General features: G+C 41.1%; 18 protein-coding genes. 15 read left to right on the forward strand and 3 right to left on the reverse strand.

Going from position 1 to position 18,671, the window contains the following annotated elements; all coding sequences use genetic code 11:
* Positions 1-363 precede the first annotated feature (363 nt).
* Both A9260_RS13040 and A9260_RS13045 read left to right on the forward strand, forming a co-directional pair.
* Positions 364-591, forward strand: coding sequence for a cation transporter (locus A9260_RS13040; protein WP_068699639.1), 228 nt, complete (start codon positions 364-366; stop codon positions 589-591).
* A 199-nt stretch (positions 592-790) separates the two neighbouring features.
* Positions 791-1,090: an isoamylase early set domain-containing protein gene (locus tag A9260_RS13045; protein WP_068699641.1), complete on the forward strand. Its 300-nt coding sequence runs from the start codon at positions 791-793 to the stop codon at positions 1,088-1,090.
* Between the two features lie 138 nt (positions 1,091-1,228).
* Here the strand turns inward: A9260_RS13045 and A9260_RS13050 are convergent, their stop codons facing one another.
* Positions 1,229-1,996, reverse strand: coding sequence for a sulfite exporter TauE/SafE family protein (locus tag A9260_RS13050; RefSeq protein WP_197485238.1), 768 nt, complete (start codon positions 1,994-1,996; stop codon positions 1,229-1,231).
* Positions 1,997-2,218: 222 nt separating this feature from the next.
* On the opposite strand from A9260_RS13050, the gene A9260_RS17215 reads away from it, so the two are divergent.
* From A9260_RS17215 to A9260_RS17195, 6 genes are all read left to right on the forward strand, one after another.
* Positions 2,219-2,392 (forward strand): helix-turn-helix domain-containing protein, encoded by a 174-nt coding sequence (locus A9260_RS17215; protein WP_306763859.1) that lies wholly within the window; start codon positions 2,219-2,221, stop codon positions 2,390-2,392.
* 41 nt (positions 2,393-2,433) lie between these two features.
* A complete protein-coding gene (locus A9260_RS13055; protein ID WP_306763860.1) occupies positions 2,434-3,120 on the forward strand; it encodes a substrate-binding domain-containing protein in 687 nt (228 codons plus the stop codon).
* A gap of 86 nt (positions 3,121-3,206) precedes the next feature.
* Positions 3,207-4,406: an OmpP1/FadL family transporter gene (locus tag A9260_RS13060; RefSeq protein ID WP_068699753.1), complete on the forward strand. Its 1,200-nt coding sequence runs from the start codon at positions 3,207-3,209 to the stop codon at positions 4,404-4,406.
* A gap of 148 nt (positions 4,407-4,554) precedes the next feature.
* Positions 4,555-4,701, forward strand: coding sequence for a hypothetical protein (locus tag A9260_RS17050; RefSeq protein ID WP_197485239.1), 147 nt, complete (start codon positions 4,555-4,557; stop codon positions 4,699-4,701).
* A 117-nt stretch (positions 4,702-4,818) separates the two neighbouring features.
* On the forward strand, positions 4,819-5,778 hold the full coding sequence (locus A9260_RS13065; RefSeq protein ID WP_068699645.1) for a LysR family transcriptional regulator: 960 nt from the start codon (positions 4,819-4,821) through the stop codon (positions 5,776-5,778).
* A 34-nt stretch (positions 5,779-5,812) separates the two neighbouring features.
* On the forward strand, positions 5,813-5,941 hold the full coding sequence (locus tag A9260_RS17195) for a hypothetical protein (protein ID WP_269451473.1): 129 nt from the start codon (positions 5,813-5,815) through the stop codon (positions 5,939-5,941).
* Between the two features lie 44 nt (positions 5,942-5,985).
* Here the strand turns inward: A9260_RS17195 and cra are convergent, their stop codons facing one another.
* Complete coding sequence (gene cra / locus A9260_RS13070; protein WP_068699647.1) at positions 5,986-6,972, reverse strand: catabolite repressor/activator; 987 nt, start codon at positions 6,970-6,972, stop codon at positions 5,986-5,988.
* A 315-nt stretch (positions 6,973-7,287) separates the two neighbouring features.
* Between cra and fruB the strand changes: the two genes are divergently transcribed.
* From fruB to A9260_RS13100, 6 genes are all read left to right on the forward strand, one after another.
* A complete protein-coding gene (gene fruB, locus A9260_RS13075; protein WP_068699649.1) occupies positions 7,288-8,421 on the forward strand; it encodes a fused PTS fructose transporter subunit IIA/HPr protein in 1,134 nt (377 codons plus the stop codon).
* 10 nt (positions 8,422-8,431) lie between these two features.
* Positions 8,432-9,397, forward strand: coding sequence for a 1-phosphofructokinase (gene pfkB / locus A9260_RS13080; protein WP_068699651.1), 966 nt, complete (start codon positions 8,432-8,434; stop codon positions 9,395-9,397).
* Positions 9,398-9,407: 10 nt separating this feature from the next.
* Positions 9,408-11,144, forward strand: a complete 1,737-nt coding sequence (gene fruA, locus A9260_RS13085; protein ID WP_068699653.1) for a PTS fructose transporter subunit IIBC — start codon at positions 9,408-9,410, stop codon at positions 11,142-11,144.
* Between the two features lie 754 nt (positions 11,145-11,898).
* Positions 11,899-12,621: an oxygen-insensitive NADPH nitroreductase gene (gene nfsA / locus A9260_RS13090; protein WP_068699654.1), complete on the forward strand. Its 723-nt coding sequence runs from the start codon at positions 11,899-11,901 to the stop codon at positions 12,619-12,621.
* On the forward strand, positions 12,611-13,177 hold the full coding sequence (locus A9260_RS13095) for a DUF1415 domain-containing protein (protein ID WP_373604484.1): 567 nt from the start codon (positions 12,611-12,613) through the stop codon (positions 13,175-13,177). Before nfsA ends, A9260_RS13095 begins: the two co-directional genes overlap by 11 nt.
* Before the next feature lie 354 nt (positions 13,178-13,531).
* Positions 13,532-14,923, forward strand: coding sequence for a hypothetical protein (locus A9260_RS13100; protein ID WP_068699658.1), 1,392 nt, complete (start codon positions 13,532-13,534; stop codon positions 14,921-14,923).
* 801 nt (positions 14,924-15,724) lie between these two features.
* On the opposite strand, the gene dbpA is transcribed toward A9260_RS13100, so the two are convergent.
* Positions 15,725-17,104 (reverse strand): ATP-dependent RNA helicase DbpA, encoded by a 1,380-nt coding sequence (gene dbpA / locus A9260_RS13105; protein ID WP_068699660.1) that lies wholly within the window; start codon positions 17,102-17,104, stop codon positions 15,725-15,727.
* A 590-nt stretch (positions 17,105-17,694) separates the two neighbouring features.
* Here dbpA and A9260_RS13110 point away from each other — a divergent pair.
* Positions 17,695-18,654 carry a porin gene (locus tag A9260_RS13110; protein WP_068699662.1) on the forward strand — a complete coding sequence of 320 codons (960 nt, stop codon included), beginning with the start codon at positions 17,695-17,697 and terminating at the stop codon, positions 18,652-18,654.
* The last annotated feature ends 17 nt before the right edge of the window (positions 18,655-18,671 follow it).

The following is an 18,671-nucleotide window of genomic DNA, read 5'->3' on the forward strand; positions in this document are numbered from 1 at the left end:
CATATAAATAATATATTAACAACTCACACCTAATTTTGAAGCATTAATTAACACATTTACATAACAATTTTCCGCGTGACTTCATAGTGTCTAATACATAAATAACCATCAAATAGATTATTTTATGCCTAATATAGAGCTATAAGGATTTACACAGCCAACAAAAGTCACCTTTACAGCATTATATCCTGCCGTAACATTCAGCACATGAATTTAACCGCTATTTGTTACTAAATGATTCAAACTATTAGTGAAATATATTAATTTGAATTCTTGATCGAGCTCAAAAAATAGCCAGTTAACGCTATACCCATAAAGTGGTATTCGGTATTATGAGATCGTCTTCATAGAGGGAGATTTGACATGAATAAGGATTCATTTGGCATTTGCATTACTAGTGCAATGCTAAAAAAAAATGAGCGTACTACATTTACCCATGTTCGAGCCTATCAGGCTGGCGACTCAGGTTTGGATTTAAGAGTATTACTTGCTATCCCACAGATCACTGGGAAGGAACTTTTGAATACTATCCAACATTCGCGAGAGTTGATTTGGCGAGCAACTTACCAATGTACTCGCGAATATGAATAATTATCATTATTTTATTACATCTTAAACGCCAGTGTTCCCCACTGGCGTTTTGCATTGCTTCAATTGCAAGAGTGATATTGCACAGTATTTGTAACATCTTATTAAAATTTAATTATAAAAATACAAAAAAACTTGAAGTTCATATTTTAATCGCTGAAAATTAGATAAGAATTGATTTACATATATAAGGAATATAACTGTGTTGAAAAAACGTTTTTTCAAAACCAAAGATGAGGTTGAGGTTACTTTTGAATGGCCGAAAGCTGACGAACAGTCTCTATCAATAGCAGGCGACTTTACCGATTGGCAACCTGTTGCGATGAAGTACAACAAAACCAAGAAAGCCTTTAATTTTAAAACTCGCTTTCCAAAAAATGAGCAGTTCCAATTCCGCTATCTTATCGATGGCGAAGTATGGGAAAACGATCCAAAAGCTGATGCGTATGTACCAAACGATTGTGGTACTGATAACAGCATGCTATGTACAGCAGAAGCCTAGTACGCTCTAAAAAGTAAGCTAAATATATGTAGCCATTAGAGCTCGGCATAACCCGAACTCTAATGGCTATTTTTTGTTATTTCCCGTATTTCTTACTCTTTTATTTACAAAGACTGCTTTGCATTTAGATTATGTCCATCACAGAAAGTAGGCACTGTAGAAAAAGTAGCTGGTCACTGAAACACTGATAACGATGACCACTCGACTGACCCATATTTGAGGTAATCGTCGTGAGACTCTCGCAGCGTAGTAGCCTCCGACTAATGTGCCTAACAACACGATCAATGTGGCAGGCCAATCAATGACGCCCTGAACAATAAAAATCACCACCGCAGTCAGCGATACACCGCAGGAAATCAGTAATTTAACACCATTCATCGTATTGATGTCTTGGTAACCGGCGATGACCAAAAAGCTTAAAGAAATAATGCCTAAACCTGCATTAAAAAAACCGCCGTAGGCTGAGATTACCAACAAACCTAGCCAAATTAAAATGACCCCCAACTGAGAGGCATGCTTGTATTGCGCAGTTAAGGTTTGCAAAGCTGTGTTTAAACGAGAGCCAACTAAAAACAGTGTAGTTGCAAACAGCAGTAACCACGGAATCACCCTAAGAAAGGTATTTTCTTCAACATGCAGCAAACTCCACGCACCAATGGCACCGCCAATGACACTAAGTATTAAAATTTTGCCGATATTCGCTTTGTCTTTCAATATATCTTCTTTGAAAGCGTATGCACCGCTAAGATAGCCCGCTGTGGACGCTAACGTATTACTGGCATTAGCCATAATAGGAGGCACGCCCGTTAGCATTAATGCTGGGAAGGTAACAAAACTGCCACCACCTGCGATAGAGTTCATTACTCCGCCGACAATGCCTGCTAAAAAAAGCAAAACTACATCCATTATAGCCACATGATTCCCTTTACCCTTTCTCTAAAGATCGGCGCTTTATTCGAATACCGATTGTAGTAAGCGACAGTTCAGCCCAGCTAATTACCCAATATTTTCCTTGCACTATGCCTGACCAAATACTGAGGCTGATTGATATAATAGTAAGTTGAACTTGAATTACCTGCACAAAAAATTATTATTTATAGATATATGCATAAATAAAATTTATCTAACATGTTGAATCAGACTTGGTTAAAAACCTTCAAGACCTTAGTTGAGGTCAATCATTTCACTCGTACTGCCGAAGCGCTTTTTATGACCCAACCAGGGGTAACTCAACATATCCAAAAGCTTGAGCAAGCCTGCAATACTTCTTTGATTATAAAAAAGGGAAACGGTTTGAACTGACAGAACAAGGTTACACCGTCTATCAATACGCTTGCCAATTAATGGATCAACAGCAAGCATTATTAGAGACATTACAAACCGACAATCCCTATAGTGGCAGTATAAAACTGGCGTGTTCTGGTGCTTTAGCGCAATGGCTTTACCCAAAATTTATAGCCCTACAAGCACAGCATCAAAGCTTAGAAGTTCAATTTGAATCTGCGCCAAATAAACGTATTTTTGAATGTGTACGCCAAGATCATTGTTTATTTGGTTTAGTCACTCAAACGCCCAATCAAGGGGAGTTTTCCGTTAAACACATTGGGGTTGAAATACTGTGCTTAGTCCTTCCTAAAGCGTATCAAAATACACCGATCACTAGTGAGACATTGCATAAGATTGGACTGGTGGATCACCCCGATGCCAATCAATACCTTGCTAAGTACATAGAGGAATGTGGTAATCCAGAATTAAGCGAAGTATCACTAAAAACATTGCCGCACTGCACAACCATTAATCAGCTCAGTCAAATACTCTATCCTATAACGAAAGGGATTGGTTTTACCGTATTGCCCCTCAGCGCAGTGGTCTCATCCCCATTTTATTCGGATCTTTACGTGCATATTGCACATAACAATGTTGAAGACAGTTTGTACCTAATTTGCAAAAAAGACCGCCCACTACCAAGTCGTTATCAGCAATTTATTACTCTCATTGAACAGTCTGTCCATCAACCTAAATCCACTTGAGTAATATCTGAAATACGCTTTTCTCATTAGCTAACATAATGCTTCTCTCATACCCTTATATGGTCTTTCATATTGGGGTTCATCTTGTGTCTTTATCTTATTTTCGATGCAGTAAAATTTCAGTGATAGTGGGTCTAACTATCGCCTCATCTACCGCGCATGCTAGCGGGATTTTTTTAGCGGAAGCCAGTTATGCCAATATGGGGACTGGCGGTGCGGGTGACGGTGTGTATACCGAAAATGCGGCTGCTATGTGGACAAACCCTGCAACATTAAGTTTTATGGAGCAAGAGCGTCACACCTTTAATACCACAGTGCTCAATCTTGATATGAAATATGAAGACAGCGCTGATGTTGATGCGTTTGACGCACATTCCAATAAAACCATGCCGATTGTAAGTTACTTTAGTAACCATAATATTAATGATAAATGGGCTTATGGTATTGCTCTGTCATCTCGTGGTGGCGCGGCTTTAGATTATGGAAGCCAATGGAAAGGCATCAATCAACTCACTGATGTGGCATTGGTGACTTACCAATTTAATCCATCCGTGGCCTATCGCCTTGATGAGCGTGTATCTATCGCAGCAGGCCTACAAGTTGACTACGCACTCATTAATGCTAATACCAGAAACCTTGAATTAGAAACAGAAGATAGCTTGGCATTCGGTTACAACTTAGGGGTAATGTTTAATGTCTCTGAACAAACCAAACTGGGGCTCTCCTATCGATCGCAGTTAGAACATAAATTTTCAGGGGACACAAATTTCAAGATAAATGGTTCTACTATTCGATCTGGGCATTATGGCGCGCCTCTTATCACACCTGCCACTGTTGATATAAGTGCCAGTTATCAGCTAAACGAAAATATGACACTGATGAGTTCAGTGCAGTGGCATGATTGGAGCAAATGGCAAGATACGGTCGTTGAGCTTGATTACCCAAATGCCAATCCTTACACGATTAATCGCGAATTTAAAGATGTTTGGCACTTTGGCGTTGGCGGTGAATATAAGCTGAGTAACAACTGGGCAGTTAAGGCCGGTTATTCTTATGAGACTTCCCCACTGGATGACGCTGCAAATCAATCCCCTGATTTACCGGTTGGTGAACAACACCGTTACTCGGTCGGCGTATCAAAAGCTTGGGGTCAACACACTCTAGATATTTACTATCAATATGCCGATTTTGGTGAGATGGATGTTGAACAAACCAATAAAACCATCAATCTCAATGGACAATTTGTTGGGCAAGTTCACTTTATCGGTGTCGGCTACACCTTTTAATCAGCTCCAGTCAGTAGGCCATCTATAACCATCAATACATTCGCTATACAGAAGTTAGCTACACGACTATGAATACACAAACCCTATGGATAAATGAGCTAAGGACAGCCTCGCAACACGTTAAAATTATTTAAATAAGGTTAGAACTATGCATTTTACTAGAAAACCGAATTCTCAAGATATTGATATCTTGCTCTCTTTACCTATTTATTCGTTAGAGCGACTTTTTGAGCGACTCCCATACCAAAGTAAAGAACGCTTAATCACGGCCATGCTTAACAAGCACCTTATCTAATTCATTGAAATTAGAATAAAAAACGAGAGTTTTCACAGCAAAATTGTTCATCCCTGCCTATAGTAATATTTATAAACTAGAACTTATCTAGACTCTAATATAACTAAAGTGGATAGCATGAAAACTCTCGAGCAACAATTGTCCCGCCTGGATTTAAACCTTCTTGTCTCATTAAGTGTATTGCTAAAAGAGAAGAACGTATCAAGATCTGCTGAAGTATTATTCTTGTCACAACCGGCGATGAGTCGAACATTAAAAAGACTGCGTGACGTGTTTGATGATCCTCTGTTCTATCGAGAATCGGCCGGTTTACAACCCACTGCCAAAGCGCTGAGCTTACAAGAGCCATTAAGTGAAATACTACTTTCTGTCAGTAAGCTTATTGATAGCACTAAATTTTCACCACAAAGCTGCGACCAGACCTTTAAAATTTCATTGCCTCCTCTCATGAGTCGACAACTCTCTGTACCCTTGATAAAAGAGTTAATGCGTAATGCTCCCAATGCCAGTCTGGTTGAATACCCTGCCTCTCTTGAGCCTAGTGCTCTATTAAAAGATCGAGCCGTTGATTTTTCAATTCACATCGAAAGCCCAAGCAACAATGAAGAATTTCCTTCAGAGCTTATCGGCCACACCTACGCCGTGTTTTATGGCATGGCAAATCACCCTTTAGCTCATCAGAAAAAGGTCACATTAGAGCAATGCTTAAAATATCAATTTGTGGATTTGAATTTAGATTTAAGATCGGTGTTTGGCGATCACAACCCAATTGATAGGTTTTTAGAAAATAAAGGTTTAAAGCGAGATATTGTTTTTAAAAGCGGGCAACTTAATACCCTTATCGATGCAATGCAAGACTCAGACAAATTGCTCATATCTACTCACACTCTGCGCAATGTTGATGATTTTCAGCAACGTTTAGCACCCGTTCTGGCATTAAAAGATGAGCCCGCTATGGCGGTTAAAGTTTACCTTATCGAACACAAACGCACTTTAAACAGTGCTGCTCATCAATGGTTAAAACAGCTCATTTTAAATACCCTGCGCGATAAAGCCTTTTCAAATGATGAGGTGTAAAGCTTCCCTAGGGTTAGAGCGAACGAACGCATGAATGAACACTTATCGACCAATCATGTACATCATCTCCACAAGACGCCGTGAAATCATCCTTGATGGCTTCATTGTGGCATCCATGCCACAAAGGCTTGTTCCGATAATGCACATGATTTTGTTCAAATAACTTTCGTGAACTCACCCTTCCCCTAGGGTCTAAATAAGGAAGATCTATCTGGTGTTTCTCACTTTCAGCGCACGCTCAATTAATTCAACACCGGGCTGATAACGCTTAGCGCTGGCATTTAATGCTAGCGCGAGTGCGGCATCAGCAATTTCTTCAAATCGCTGCGCCATTGCATTGACTTTGATTGGTATAAAATCAAGAAGCCTATTATCACCAAAAGTGGCCACCTGTAATCGACTCACAAGCTCAGGATTAGGTAAAATAACATCCAAAGCCCCTTCAAGCAGAGTATATGAAGTACAAATTAGCGCATCGGGCAAGCAATCATTGTCCACCCACTCTTGTACTAAACGTCTACCCTCACTTGCAGTAAAGTGCTCCCCATAAGCAAAACTAACAGAGACTTCACACCCTTTGACGGCTGCCTCAACACCTAATTGACGATCTCGCGAAACAGGAAGGTTTGGCAACGCACCGATAATACCAATACTGGATACATCGCTATATAAGATTGACTGAGTAAGATGCAAAGCTGCCTCAAAGTCTTCACTGACAACACAACTGAATATTTCATCATCCAAAAGACGGTCAATCGCAATAACCGGCGTCCCCTTGTTAAGCAATACTTGATAATAATCATTTGCTTGTGGCATCGACGTTGCCACAAATAAGGCGTCGACTCGGCGGCTAAGCAGTGCATCTGCAAGCGCTCTTTCTGTTTTAGGATCATCATCTGAGCAACCAATTAGAATCTGATAACCGGCTTTTCTTGAATTCTGCTCTAGCAGTTTTGCAAGTTTTGCGTAACTGGCATTTTCTAAATCAGGAATGATCAAACCAAAAGAACGGCTATTTCCTGCTCGTAATGACGAGGCGGCATGATCAGGTCGAAAATGATGTTCATCAACCACTGCCATCACTTTTCTTTGCGTCTTTTCACTTATGCGATAGGTTTTAGCCTTACCGTTAATCACATAACTTGCCGTTGTTTTTGACACGCCCGCCAACTTAGCAATCTGTTCTAAAGTCATTTGAGATCCTAATAAATTGTGCAGTTGATCATAGTTATCTAGATCAGTTGTTACTTTTGTTTGAATTATAAGCTGAATCGGTTAACTATGAAAGCTGAAACGATTTAGCAGAGCAAATAAATAGAAAAAATCTCTATTATTTTCTATGCAAATATTGATTTTTACATCCATACTATGATTAAGAATTAAACAATAACGTTCTACAAACTTTAATTTATCTATTTTTTTGCTGATTTGCTGAACCGATTTAGCAAGTTAAGAAAAGTAGTTAAAATAACGAAACAAAAGCTCGAACCAACTTAGATTGAGGCGAACATGCTGACTATAAATAGACAAGATATCCACTTACAGCAATATGCTGATAATAAAGAATCTGCGATCCAAGCCGTGGCAAAAAGCCTTGCACATAAAAACCTGATCGCTCCCGCTTACGTTGAGGGCATGCTAAACCGAGAAGCTCAAAACTCGACATTTTTAGGTAACGGCATTGCAATACCGCACGGTACGGTCGAAACGCGAAACCTTGTCAATAAAACAGGCGTGGCGATACACCACTACCCTAACGGTATCGACTGGGGTGACGGCAACACGGTTTATCTTGCGATTGGTATAGCCGCAAAATCTGATGAACATTTAGGTATTTTAAAACAACTCACCAAGGTGCTCTCAGCCAATGGCGTTGAAGACGCACTCAAAAATGCAGACAGTGCTGATGGCATTGTCGCGCTACTTAATGGCGATGTTCAGCTCAAAGCTGATTTTGATGCTTCATTAATTCAACTTAACTTCCCCGCTTATGACATGTTGCAAATGGCGGCGGTTGCCAGCGGACTACTTAAAAACACCGGCTGTGTTGAAAATGAATTTGTCTCAATCTTGGTCACTCAAACACCGACCCCGTTAGGTCACGGATTATGGCTACTGGCAACGGATAAAGGCGTAAAGCGTACTGCGATGTCTTTTGTTACCACCGCAAACCAATGCGAATATCAAGGCCAAGAAGTGAAAGGATTAATCGCATTTTCCGCCAATAACTCTGCGCACCTACCAATGCTCATCACCTTAATTAATACGTTATCTGCCGGTAAACAAGAGTCACTTTTGCAAGCGACACCTGAGTCACTGATTGCTCTTTTTAACAGCAGTGAGATATCAACTCCATCGAATGACGCACAGCACAGCGCTGAATTTATTATCAAAAATGCTCACGGACTACACGCAAGACCAGGCGCAATGCTGGTGGCGGAAGCGAAAAAATTTGAATCGCAAATCACGGTTTACAACATGGATGGCGAGCCAAAACCTGTCAATGCAAAAAGCCTAATGAAGGTCATCGCTATGGGCGTAAAACACGGCCACAAATTGAAATTTTCAGCCAACGGACTTGATGCAGAAAAGGCATTGCAGAGTATAGGTATCGCAATTCAATCTGGCCTTGGTGAAGGATAAGGAGACAGCGATGACAACAACAAAAGTAGTGACCGTCACCCTCAATCCAGCACTGGATCTGACCGGACACATGCCTAATTTAAAGTTAGGTCACGTAAACCTTGCTGACTCAGGATCAATTAGAGCAGCAGGCAAAGGGGTCAATGTCGCCAAAGTACTGAGCGAACTGGGTGCACAAGTCACCGTAACCGGATTTCTAGGCAAAGATAATCCAACACTTTTTACTCAGTTATTTGACGATATCAACGCTAAAGACGCATTTGTGCGAGTGGAAGGTGCCACACGCATTAACGTAAAACTGGTTGAAAATGAGGGCCGAATTAGCGATATCAATTTCCCTGGGGTTGAAGTCACAGACTCGGATATAACACGATTTGAAGAAACCCTTTTTACTCTTGCACAAGAACATGAATATTTCGTCATTGCTGGCAGTCTGCCTAGCGGTGTCTCTCCTAAGCTTTGCGCTTCTTGGATTGAAAGGCTGCATCAATTGGGTAAAAAAGTGTTATTTGATAGCAGTCGCGCCGCTCTATCAGAGGGTTTACAAGCCAAACCTTGGTTAATAAAACCTAATGATGAAGAGTTAGCCGAGTTTGTACAACGCGAATTAACTACCCCTGAAGAGTGCCAAAACGCAGCCTTAGAGCTTGCCGATAAAGGGATAGATAACATCGTAGTCTCAATGGGTGAGCAAGGCGTTATGTGGCTCAATCAAGATCAATGGTTATTCTCTCAACCTCCTAAAGTCAACGTCATCAGCACCGTTGGTGCAGGCGATACATTAGTTGCAGGTTTGTGTTGGGGACATATGCAGGAAATGGAAAAAACAACTCTATTACAATTTGCTACTGGCTTATCCGCCATAGCCGTAACACAAGTTGGCGTCGGTATTCCTAGTCAACAGCAACTAAATAACATGATTGAACAAGTCAGCGTTCGACAAATAAATGTTCAACAAACTCTAACGTTAAAATAAAGGTCTTCCTATGAATATTGCGATTATTACAGCCTGCCCTAGTGGTGTTGCAAACAGCATCATTGCCGCTGGGCTTTTAGAAAAAGCCGTTCAGTCTCTTAAACTTGATGCAAAGATTGAATGTCAGTCAAAAATCATCGACGGCTACACCTTAACTTCACAAGATATAGCAAATGCTGACACCATCATTATTGCGGCTAATACTGTGGTCGATACCCGCCGCTTTGTGGGTAAAAACGTGTATCGCGGTGAGATTAATGCTGCAATCGAAGATGGCAAAACCTTTATTGAAACCGCTCTGCAAAATGCAAAGCCTTTAACTGATAGCGAAGTTTCTGCAAGCGTCAATGAGCAAGTAGCAGAGCAAAAGGCAGGCAAAAATATCGTGGCGATTACCGCCTGTCCAACAGGTGTAGCGCATACCTTTATGGCTGCCGAAGCACTAGAAAACGAAGCTATTGCTCAAGGGCATCAAATCAAAGTTGAAACTCGTGGCTCAGTAGGCGCTAAAAATCAACTTACCGAACAAGATATCCAACAAGCTGATTTAGTCATTATTGCCGCTGACATTGATGTGCCACTGGAGCGATTTCACGGGAAATTGCTATACCGCACAAAAACAGGTCCTGCCCTTAAAAAGACCAAGCAGGAGATCGAGAAAGCGTTCGTCGAGGCTGCCCCTTATCAAGCAACAGGTAATGTAAACGCCACTAGCGCAAGTGAAAGCAAAGGTGTTTACCAACATCTCATGACCGGTGTATCACATATGCTGCCTGTGGTGGTTGCCGGTGGTTTAATTATTGCCCTTAGCTTTATTTTTGGTATCGAGGCCTTTAAAGAAGAAGGCACACTCGCCGCTTCACTGATGAGTATTGGCGGCGCATCAGCATTTGCCCTTATGATACCGGTGTTATCGGGATACATTGCGTTTTCCATCGCCGATCGTCCCGGTCTTGCTCCCGGTCTTGTTGGTGGCATGCTGGCAAGCTCTCTAGGCGCAGGGTTCTTAGGTGGTATTGTGGCAGGTTTTATTGCCGGTTACAGCGCTAAATTTATTGCCGACAAACTGTCACTACCACAGTCAATGGAAGCACTTAAACCCATTCTCATTATTCCTTTTATCGCCACATTGTTTACCGGTTTAATCATGATCTATGTGGTTGGGACCCCTGTCGCGGCAACGATGACCGCACTAGAAAACTTCCTAAATACCATGGGCGCAGGCAACGCGGTTATGCTGGGTATTTTATTAGGCGCAATGATGTGCTTTGACTTAGGCGGTCCTGTTAATAAAGCGGCTTATGCATTTGGTGTTGGTTTACTGGCTTCACAACAATACGCACCAATGGCTGCAATTATGGCGGCAGGTATGGTGCCAGCATTGGGTATGGGACTGGCAACATTCTTAGCAAAACGTAAATTTGAAGCAAGTGCTCGCGAAGCAGGAAAAGCCTCTTTTGTCCTTGGGTTATGCTTTATCTCAGAAGGTGCAATCCCATTTGCGGCTAAAGATCCAATGCGTGTGATTCCTGCGTGTATGGCTGGTGGTGCATTAACTGGCGCTCTATCCATGCTGTTTGGCGCACAACTGCTTGCCCCTCATGGCGGATTATTTGTACTGCTGATTCCAAATGCTATTTCACCCGTCATTTTATATCTGGTCGCAATTGCAGCAGGTACACTGGTGACAGGCTTTAGTTACGCTTTCTTAAAAAAGAGCGATGAGTCAGCACTCGCGACAGCGTAATATCTATCACAGTAAGTAAATGATCAGGTCAGATTCTGCGATGGAAACCGCGCAGATCTGGCCTTTTTTATGACTAATCTTCTATTGTTCAACACAGGATACTATTCACTTTTCCACGCCCCCTATGCCTTGCTCTTTTTTGGCTACCGACTATGTAAGAGATCTCTCACAGACATGTAAGCTTCCTCCATTATCAACCCATCAAAACTCGCAACAATCACACCTAACCTATTGTTTCATAATGAATATCCTTAAGCATGATTTAAAATTGACAGCACGGATTGATAAAATCAAACCTAGCCACATTGTTAAACTAGGTGAATACCGTAATATGTTTCTTGTCGACAGGGAGTTGGCAGGAACGGAAAACCTAATGGATTAGGTATCTTCAGGATGAAGAATCGATTACTAGGATGTAATCAACACGGAAGTATAGCCCTAGGATAGGCGCAAGATTCAATAAGGAACATTGAATTTAAGGACACCGTCAGGACGACGATGCACAAGGATTAGGTTAACGGATTTAGCCGAAGCAAGGATAGTGTTAGGGAATGTGTTTGTAGCGGGATTGCTGCGTTAAAAATTTGCCCCACCAGCTTGCTGTGTGGGGCTTCTTTTTGTCCCTTTTAGAACACCCCTCGATGAACGTACATACCTCTAATTCTTCATCTATACCGTCAGAAAACATAAGTTACTTTGCTCAGTAGCGCATTATTGCTACTCTAAATGGCAATAACACCGTATGGATAGCCTGATGAATAGCACTATAGACACTCTCCTCTCTCACCGTTCAATTCGCTCTTTTACTGAGCAAACTATTGAACCTAAATTACTTGAAACCATTTTAGACTGTGGCTTAGCCGCCTCAAGCTCTAGCTTTATTCAGTGCGTTTCAATTGTTCGTATTACCGATAAAGAGAGTCGTGCAAAGCTGGCACAATATGCAGGTGGGCAGCCTTATGTTGAAAGCTGTGCTGAATTTTTTGTGTTTTGCGCCGACTTTCATCGCCATCAACAAATACATCCACAGGCTCAACTCGGATTTACAGAGCAAACACTTATTGGCTCAGTAGATGCGGCTATGGTAGCGCAAAATTGTCTCACTTCAGCCGAGTCTTTAGGCTTAGGTGGCGTATACATTGGCGGTCTGAGAAATAGCCCGCAGCAAGTGACGGATCTTTTAGCACTGCCAAAACATGTGATTCCGTTATTTGGACTGTGCTTGGGATACCCAGATCAACAGCCTGAAATTAAACCGCGCTTACCAAAGTCAATTGTGGTGCATCAAGAGACTTATTCTGCCATCGATATGAATGAATTGGCGTTATATGACGCGCACATTCAGCAGTATTACGCGACTCGCACTGATAATAAAAAAGCAGCTTCTTGGTCTGAGCAAATTACTCAAATATTGAGTAAAGAGGCGCGTCCATTTATGCATGATTTTCTACAACAGCAAGGGTTTAATACTAAATAACATGAAAACTGACCTAAAAAGTGTAGAAACACAAACTCAGCAATGGCTAGAAGATGTCGTGATTGGGCTTAACCTGTGTCCGTTTGCACACAAGCCTAATAAGAAAAAGCAGATAAAAGTAGCCGTCTCTGATGCCAGTACTGAAGAAGCTCTACTTGAATTCATTTTATTAGAGCTCAAACAATTAGACAGCCACAGCGCCGAAGAGTTAGAAACCACGCTAGTGGTTGCGACAGAGATCCTTGGCGACTTCATGGATTACAACTTCTTTCTTGATTGGGTTGATGCACTCATCAAGCAGCAAGACTATGAAGGTATCTATCAAATTGCCAGTTTCCACCCTGACTATTGCTTTGGTGGCACTGATCCTGAAGATGCAGAGAACCTCACCAATCGCTCTCCGTACCCTACGATTCATTTGATTCGTGAAGCATCGATGGAAAAAGTGTTAAAGCACTACCCTAACCCTGAAGCAATCCCTGATGACAACATTGCTCGAGTAGAAAACCTCACTCAACAGGAAAAAAATAAGCTATTTCCTTATTTATTTAAATAGGTCATAAGCTTAGGGCGAACGCATGAGTGAACACTTATCGACCAATCATGTGCATCATCTCCACAAGACGCCGTGAAATCATCCTTGATGGCTTCATTGTGGCATCCATACCACAAAGCCTTGTTCCAATAATGCACATGATTTTGTTTAAATAACATTCGTGATCTCACCCTGACCATAAGCTAACTAACTCAAATCACCATCACTTTAATAACCACACTTCTGTGATGGTCTTCAAATATGGGAACATTGCTTCAATTGCATTTACGCTCATATTTTTATTTATAATTTCCCCATTATCTCAGCCTAATCAGATCTCTAGGTTAAGGCTAACTTCAAAAATAATGGGGTTTTATGAACTTATTTAAAGTAACCGCTATAGTTTCTAGTCTGTTTATATTGAGTGCTTGTAATAGTGGTAATGATGTATCGAATATCAAAGCTGAATTAACATCAGCACAAAAAGACCAAATAACTAGCTATCTTAATGCTCCTAGTGGTTTTGAGTTTAAACATGACACTCCCCTTTATACTGCTTTAAATAGCCTTTATTTCTTTTCAACTCAGAATGAAGTTACTCCTCAAAGTATTAACCCTGGAATAAGCAAAGGTATTGCTAATGTACTTAAGTTAGATGCGTTTGCTAAACTCTCCACTAAAGCGAGTCAAACATCGTTAACCTTTGTTGGTAACCACCCTGTCACTGCAACAGATACAGGCGCCCCTACATTAGATGCGACAAAGTGGCATTGCTACGACTCAACACCAATGACTGTTGTCGTAGATAACCAAGGCATGACCATAGACGGTACTTTAACTGAATATGAATATTCTAGTGGATGTAGCACAAGCAATTCACAAGTCTTCTCATATAATTTCAATCATGCTCATATCAATTCTAATTTTGTGATTGACTCTGGTAGCATCAGTGACCAACGAAATGGTCAACAAGCCCTAAAAGCGAACCAAATTCTATTATCTAGTGCCGAGGCGGGTGTCGCAAACCAATTTGGTAAAGCATGGCTAGCGCAGTGGAAATTAAATACAATAAATGCAGGTAGCGACTTCCTTACATTAAAAGATGGACGAGTTGTCTACAATAAAATTCCATCCAACCTTGTTGACTTTGCTTCTCTAGACCAAACAAAACTATTAGCCGGAACGGTATTTGGTAATGCACCTGCCAGTGGTACTCCTGCAAGTCCTAAATGGTGTCGTATTATCAACATCCCACAAGGAACTGATCTCAATAGTCAAAAGGCACAAACCATGATTGCGGTTAACTGTGCACGTTCAGAGAAACGTTATTGTAAGGAAGTAAAAGATCCCAAAGATCCAACCAAAGTTGAATTTGCAGCAGGTATGCAGCCAGCCACTTCTCCACTAGCATGGGGTGACAAAGAATATAACAATGCAATGGATAACACTGATCTTCAGCAAAAAAATAATAAACAAGGTCATTTTGAACAAAACGGACAAGCTCAAAATGCTTTCACTATTAGCCCGTATGGCGCACCACCATTCGCTGGTACATTAAAAGCAGTTTATGGCTATACCGCTCCTAAAGATGCCAATCCAGCAAGTCCATATTTCAACAATGCAGGTACCAACAGCTTTGCAGGACATCCGGGCCATTGCCAAAACGAAATGGCGGATTGGGCAACCACAACTGGTGTCTCTTTCAAAGTAATTACAGCACATGGTGCAACGGGTGTTGATTTCTTAACTCAGAACTTTGCTGGTTAATCTTGCTCTCTACTGATTAAAGTAGAATACAACTCGCTATAACCTATTAAGCCTCATTTATTACATTGATAATAAATGAGGTTTTTTATTCTTACCGTGGCATAAAATGGTAACACTTTTTAACAGCGGTAACGTTACTCTACGCACGTCAACTAATTGGTCACTTTGGAGCTCTTTATAAAAATATTTCTCATCTTACTGGCTATTTTTTGCGTATTGCTACTTCTCATAAACCTATCCGGTCGCTATTGGAATTAGGGCGAACGCACAAGTGAACACTTATCGACCAATCATGTACATCATCTCCACAAGACGCCGTGAAATCATCCTTGATGGCTTCATTGTGGCATCCATGCCACAAAGACTTGTTCCAATAATGCACATGATTTTGTTCAAATAACATTCGTGATCTCACCCTGCTATTGGAATGGTCAGGTCAGACACCCAATAAGTCGTCACAGAAAAAGTAGAATTTCATTAATTTCATCACCTAAATTACCGCTTAGGAGTTCCCATAGACACATCGCTGACCTTATTCAAATTACTGGCTGTCTTTAGTTTTTTGGCTCTGCTTATGAATCTATCTGATAAATATTGGGATCATAGGGCATACAGAGCAATTAGAAGGTGGCTTGCCGTCATTATGGTCTTATCAGCAATTAACAGTATTTTCGGTTGCAAAGATAACGATGATTACTAGCATAATGGTGATTTACCTAGCCATAAAAAAGCCCTTATATCAATGATATAAGGGCTTTTCTCTAATCAGAATCGTCTAATTAAGCAATACGATAAAAAGGACTAGGATAGAATACGAGCTCTAAAGCTACGTCCTTTCATCTTGCCATTTTCTAACTTTTTATGGGCAACTTTTGCTACAGACTGATCAACAGCAACGTAGGCACGCATATCAAATAGATTGATTTTACCCACCTTTTTACCATCAATGCCATTTTGTCCAGTTAACGCACCAAGGATATCACCCGCTCGCACTTTCTGCTTCTTACCGCCAGAGATTTCGATGGTCACCATAGTAGGTTGCAGTGCTTTAGCTGCACCAATTTGTGGCAAAGACTCAGGGGCTATCTCTGTATCCATATACTCATCAATAAGAGCTACGCGATGATACTCTTTCTCAGTGTACAAACTACAAGCAACACCTTTACTGCCAGCTCGACCAGTACGGCCAATGCGGTGAACATGCACTTCAGGATCACGTGAAAGCTCGTAGTTAATAACCGCGTCAAGATTTTCTACATCCAAACCGCGCGCCGCAACATCCGTTGCAACTAAAATAGAGATACTTTTGTTAGCAAACTGAACCAATGTCTGGTTACGTTCTCTTTGCTCAAGATCGCCATGTAAATCAATCACGCTGAAGCCTTTATGATGAAGCTCATCGGCAACAACTTGTACTTCTCGCTTGGTATTACAGAAGATAACCGCAGATTCTGGCTGATGAGCCAATAGCAATGTTTCTAATGCTTCAAGACGATGATCGTTATTGGTTACTTTATAAAAGTGCTGTGTGATACTGCTCTTATCATGAGTTGATTCCACTTTTACCAACTGTGGATCTTGCATAATGCGCGAAGCCACTTGCTGAATTTTTTCAGGGAACGTTGCACTAAACAGTAATGTTTGACGCTGCTTAGGCGCCTCAGAAATAATCGCATCTAATGCATCTTGGAAACCCATATCCAACATACGATCCGCTTCATCAAGCACTAATGTGTTTAGCTCAGCAAGGTTAATACGGCCTCTTTCCAAGTGATCGAGAATACGGCCTGGAGTACCCACTAAAATATGTGCACCGTGCTCAAGAGAGCCAATTTGCGGGCCCATTGGAATGCCACCACATAAAGTCAGTACTTTAATGTTATGAATAGTACGAGCTAATTTACGAATTTCTTTTGCAACTTGGTCAGCCAACTCTCGGGTTGGACACAGCACTAAAGATTGAACACGAAAGCGTTTCACATTCAAATTAGTTAATAGGCTTAAACCAAAGGCTGCTGTTTTACCTGAGCCTGTTTTACCCTGTCCAATCACATCTTTGCCACTCAGCATCAAAGGTAAGCTCTGTGCTTGAATCGCGGTCATCTCGGAATACTCCATCGACGCCAAATTATCGAGCAATGGCTGAGATAAAGATAATGTTGAAAATTTATTGTCGCTCAAAGGAGATTCCTTATGTGGGTTGGATATATAGCAGTATATTACGGGTGTGACCCTAAAGGGTAGGCAGATGAATTGCAAGCGCTAATTATCTGTAGCCATAACCAGAGCAAATGATAGTTTCGATTTATACCGTTTAATCACATCACTTTATCGGCTAGCCTGCACTGCCTAAGATAGTTAATACCAACAACCACGATCAAGATCACGTTTTTGCGAATAGTTTGAACTGACTCTCAATAATATCCTCGGCAAAGCATAAACCGTACATCACCTAACCGGCTTTAAGTTGTTTAAAATTCTTATCTCAACACCAGTTAGATGTTTTTCCTTTTATTTTCAAACAGTTAAAATTAACAAATCAAGCCAACCTCATACTGCACGTTCAATTTGACCTCTAAAATTCCTATAAAATCAATAGCTTAAAAATTACACAATTCATTTAACCGTCATCAAAGCGTCACCGCTCTTTCATTTTTGAGTCATTAGACATTCACATTTGAGCTCTAAATTAGCCGCAAATCAAACGGCTTCTTGCCTACATAAATAACTTTTGAGTACACACTCAACTTATATCAATAGGAAATTTCAAAATGAAAAAGGCAGCACTAACTACCGCAATTTTGGCTCTACTGGCTTCTGGTTCTGCAGCTGCGGCAACCGTTTATAAAGATGATACGTCTGAGCTTAAAATCGGCGGTCGTGCAGAAGCGCGCTTTAACATCTCTGATGACAACAAATCTGATAGCACTAGCGCATTTGAAGATAAGTCACGCGCTCGTCTAAACATTGTTGGTAAGTCTCAAATTAACAACGACCTATACGGTTTCGGTAAATATGAAGCTCAGTTTGATACTGATGCTGACATTACTAACCGTTACGTATTTGCCGGTATCGGTACTAACTTTGGTGAGTTCTCTTACGGCAAGCAAGACACTGCGCAGGTGATGCTTACTGATGTAACCGATACAATGGCAACTTTTGGTGCAGATGCTGCTGACATAGTTGATGGCAACAAAGACAAGCGCACAAACAACTTCCTATACGCGGGTGAGTTTGGCGGTTTTGATATTCAAGCTAACTACCTAGCAAGCGATGAAAAAGATAACGATAGCTACGGCATCGCAGGTCTATACGCTTTTGATTTCGGTCTAGAGCTAGGTCTTGGTTATGTAGCACAAAAAGATGGCGCAAATGATGACAGCCAAATCAACATTGCAGTTCAATACTCTATCGCTGACTTCACTCTAGGCGGTTTGTACGCTCTAGGTTCTGTTGCTGATAAAGACGTAAACGCATTCGAAGTATCTGCTGAATACAAACTAGACAAATGGACATTCGTTGCCGTTTATAACTACAATGATGTAGATGATATCCAAGTTTTCGCTGCAACTGATGTAGACCAAGTAGATAACTTTGCAGTTGAAGCTGTTTATAGATTCAATAGCAACCTTCGTACTTACGCTGGTTATAAGCTAGAGAACGCATACAGCTATGATAAAAAGCGTGATCTAGACGACCAAGTTCAAGCGGGTATCCGTTACAACTTCTAAGCTCACTAAAAGCTAAA

Source organism: Vibrio sp. UCD-FRSSP16_30, assembly GCF_001676025.1.
Classification (GTDB): Bacteria; Pseudomonadota; Gammaproteobacteria; order Enterobacterales; family Vibrionaceae; genus Vibrio.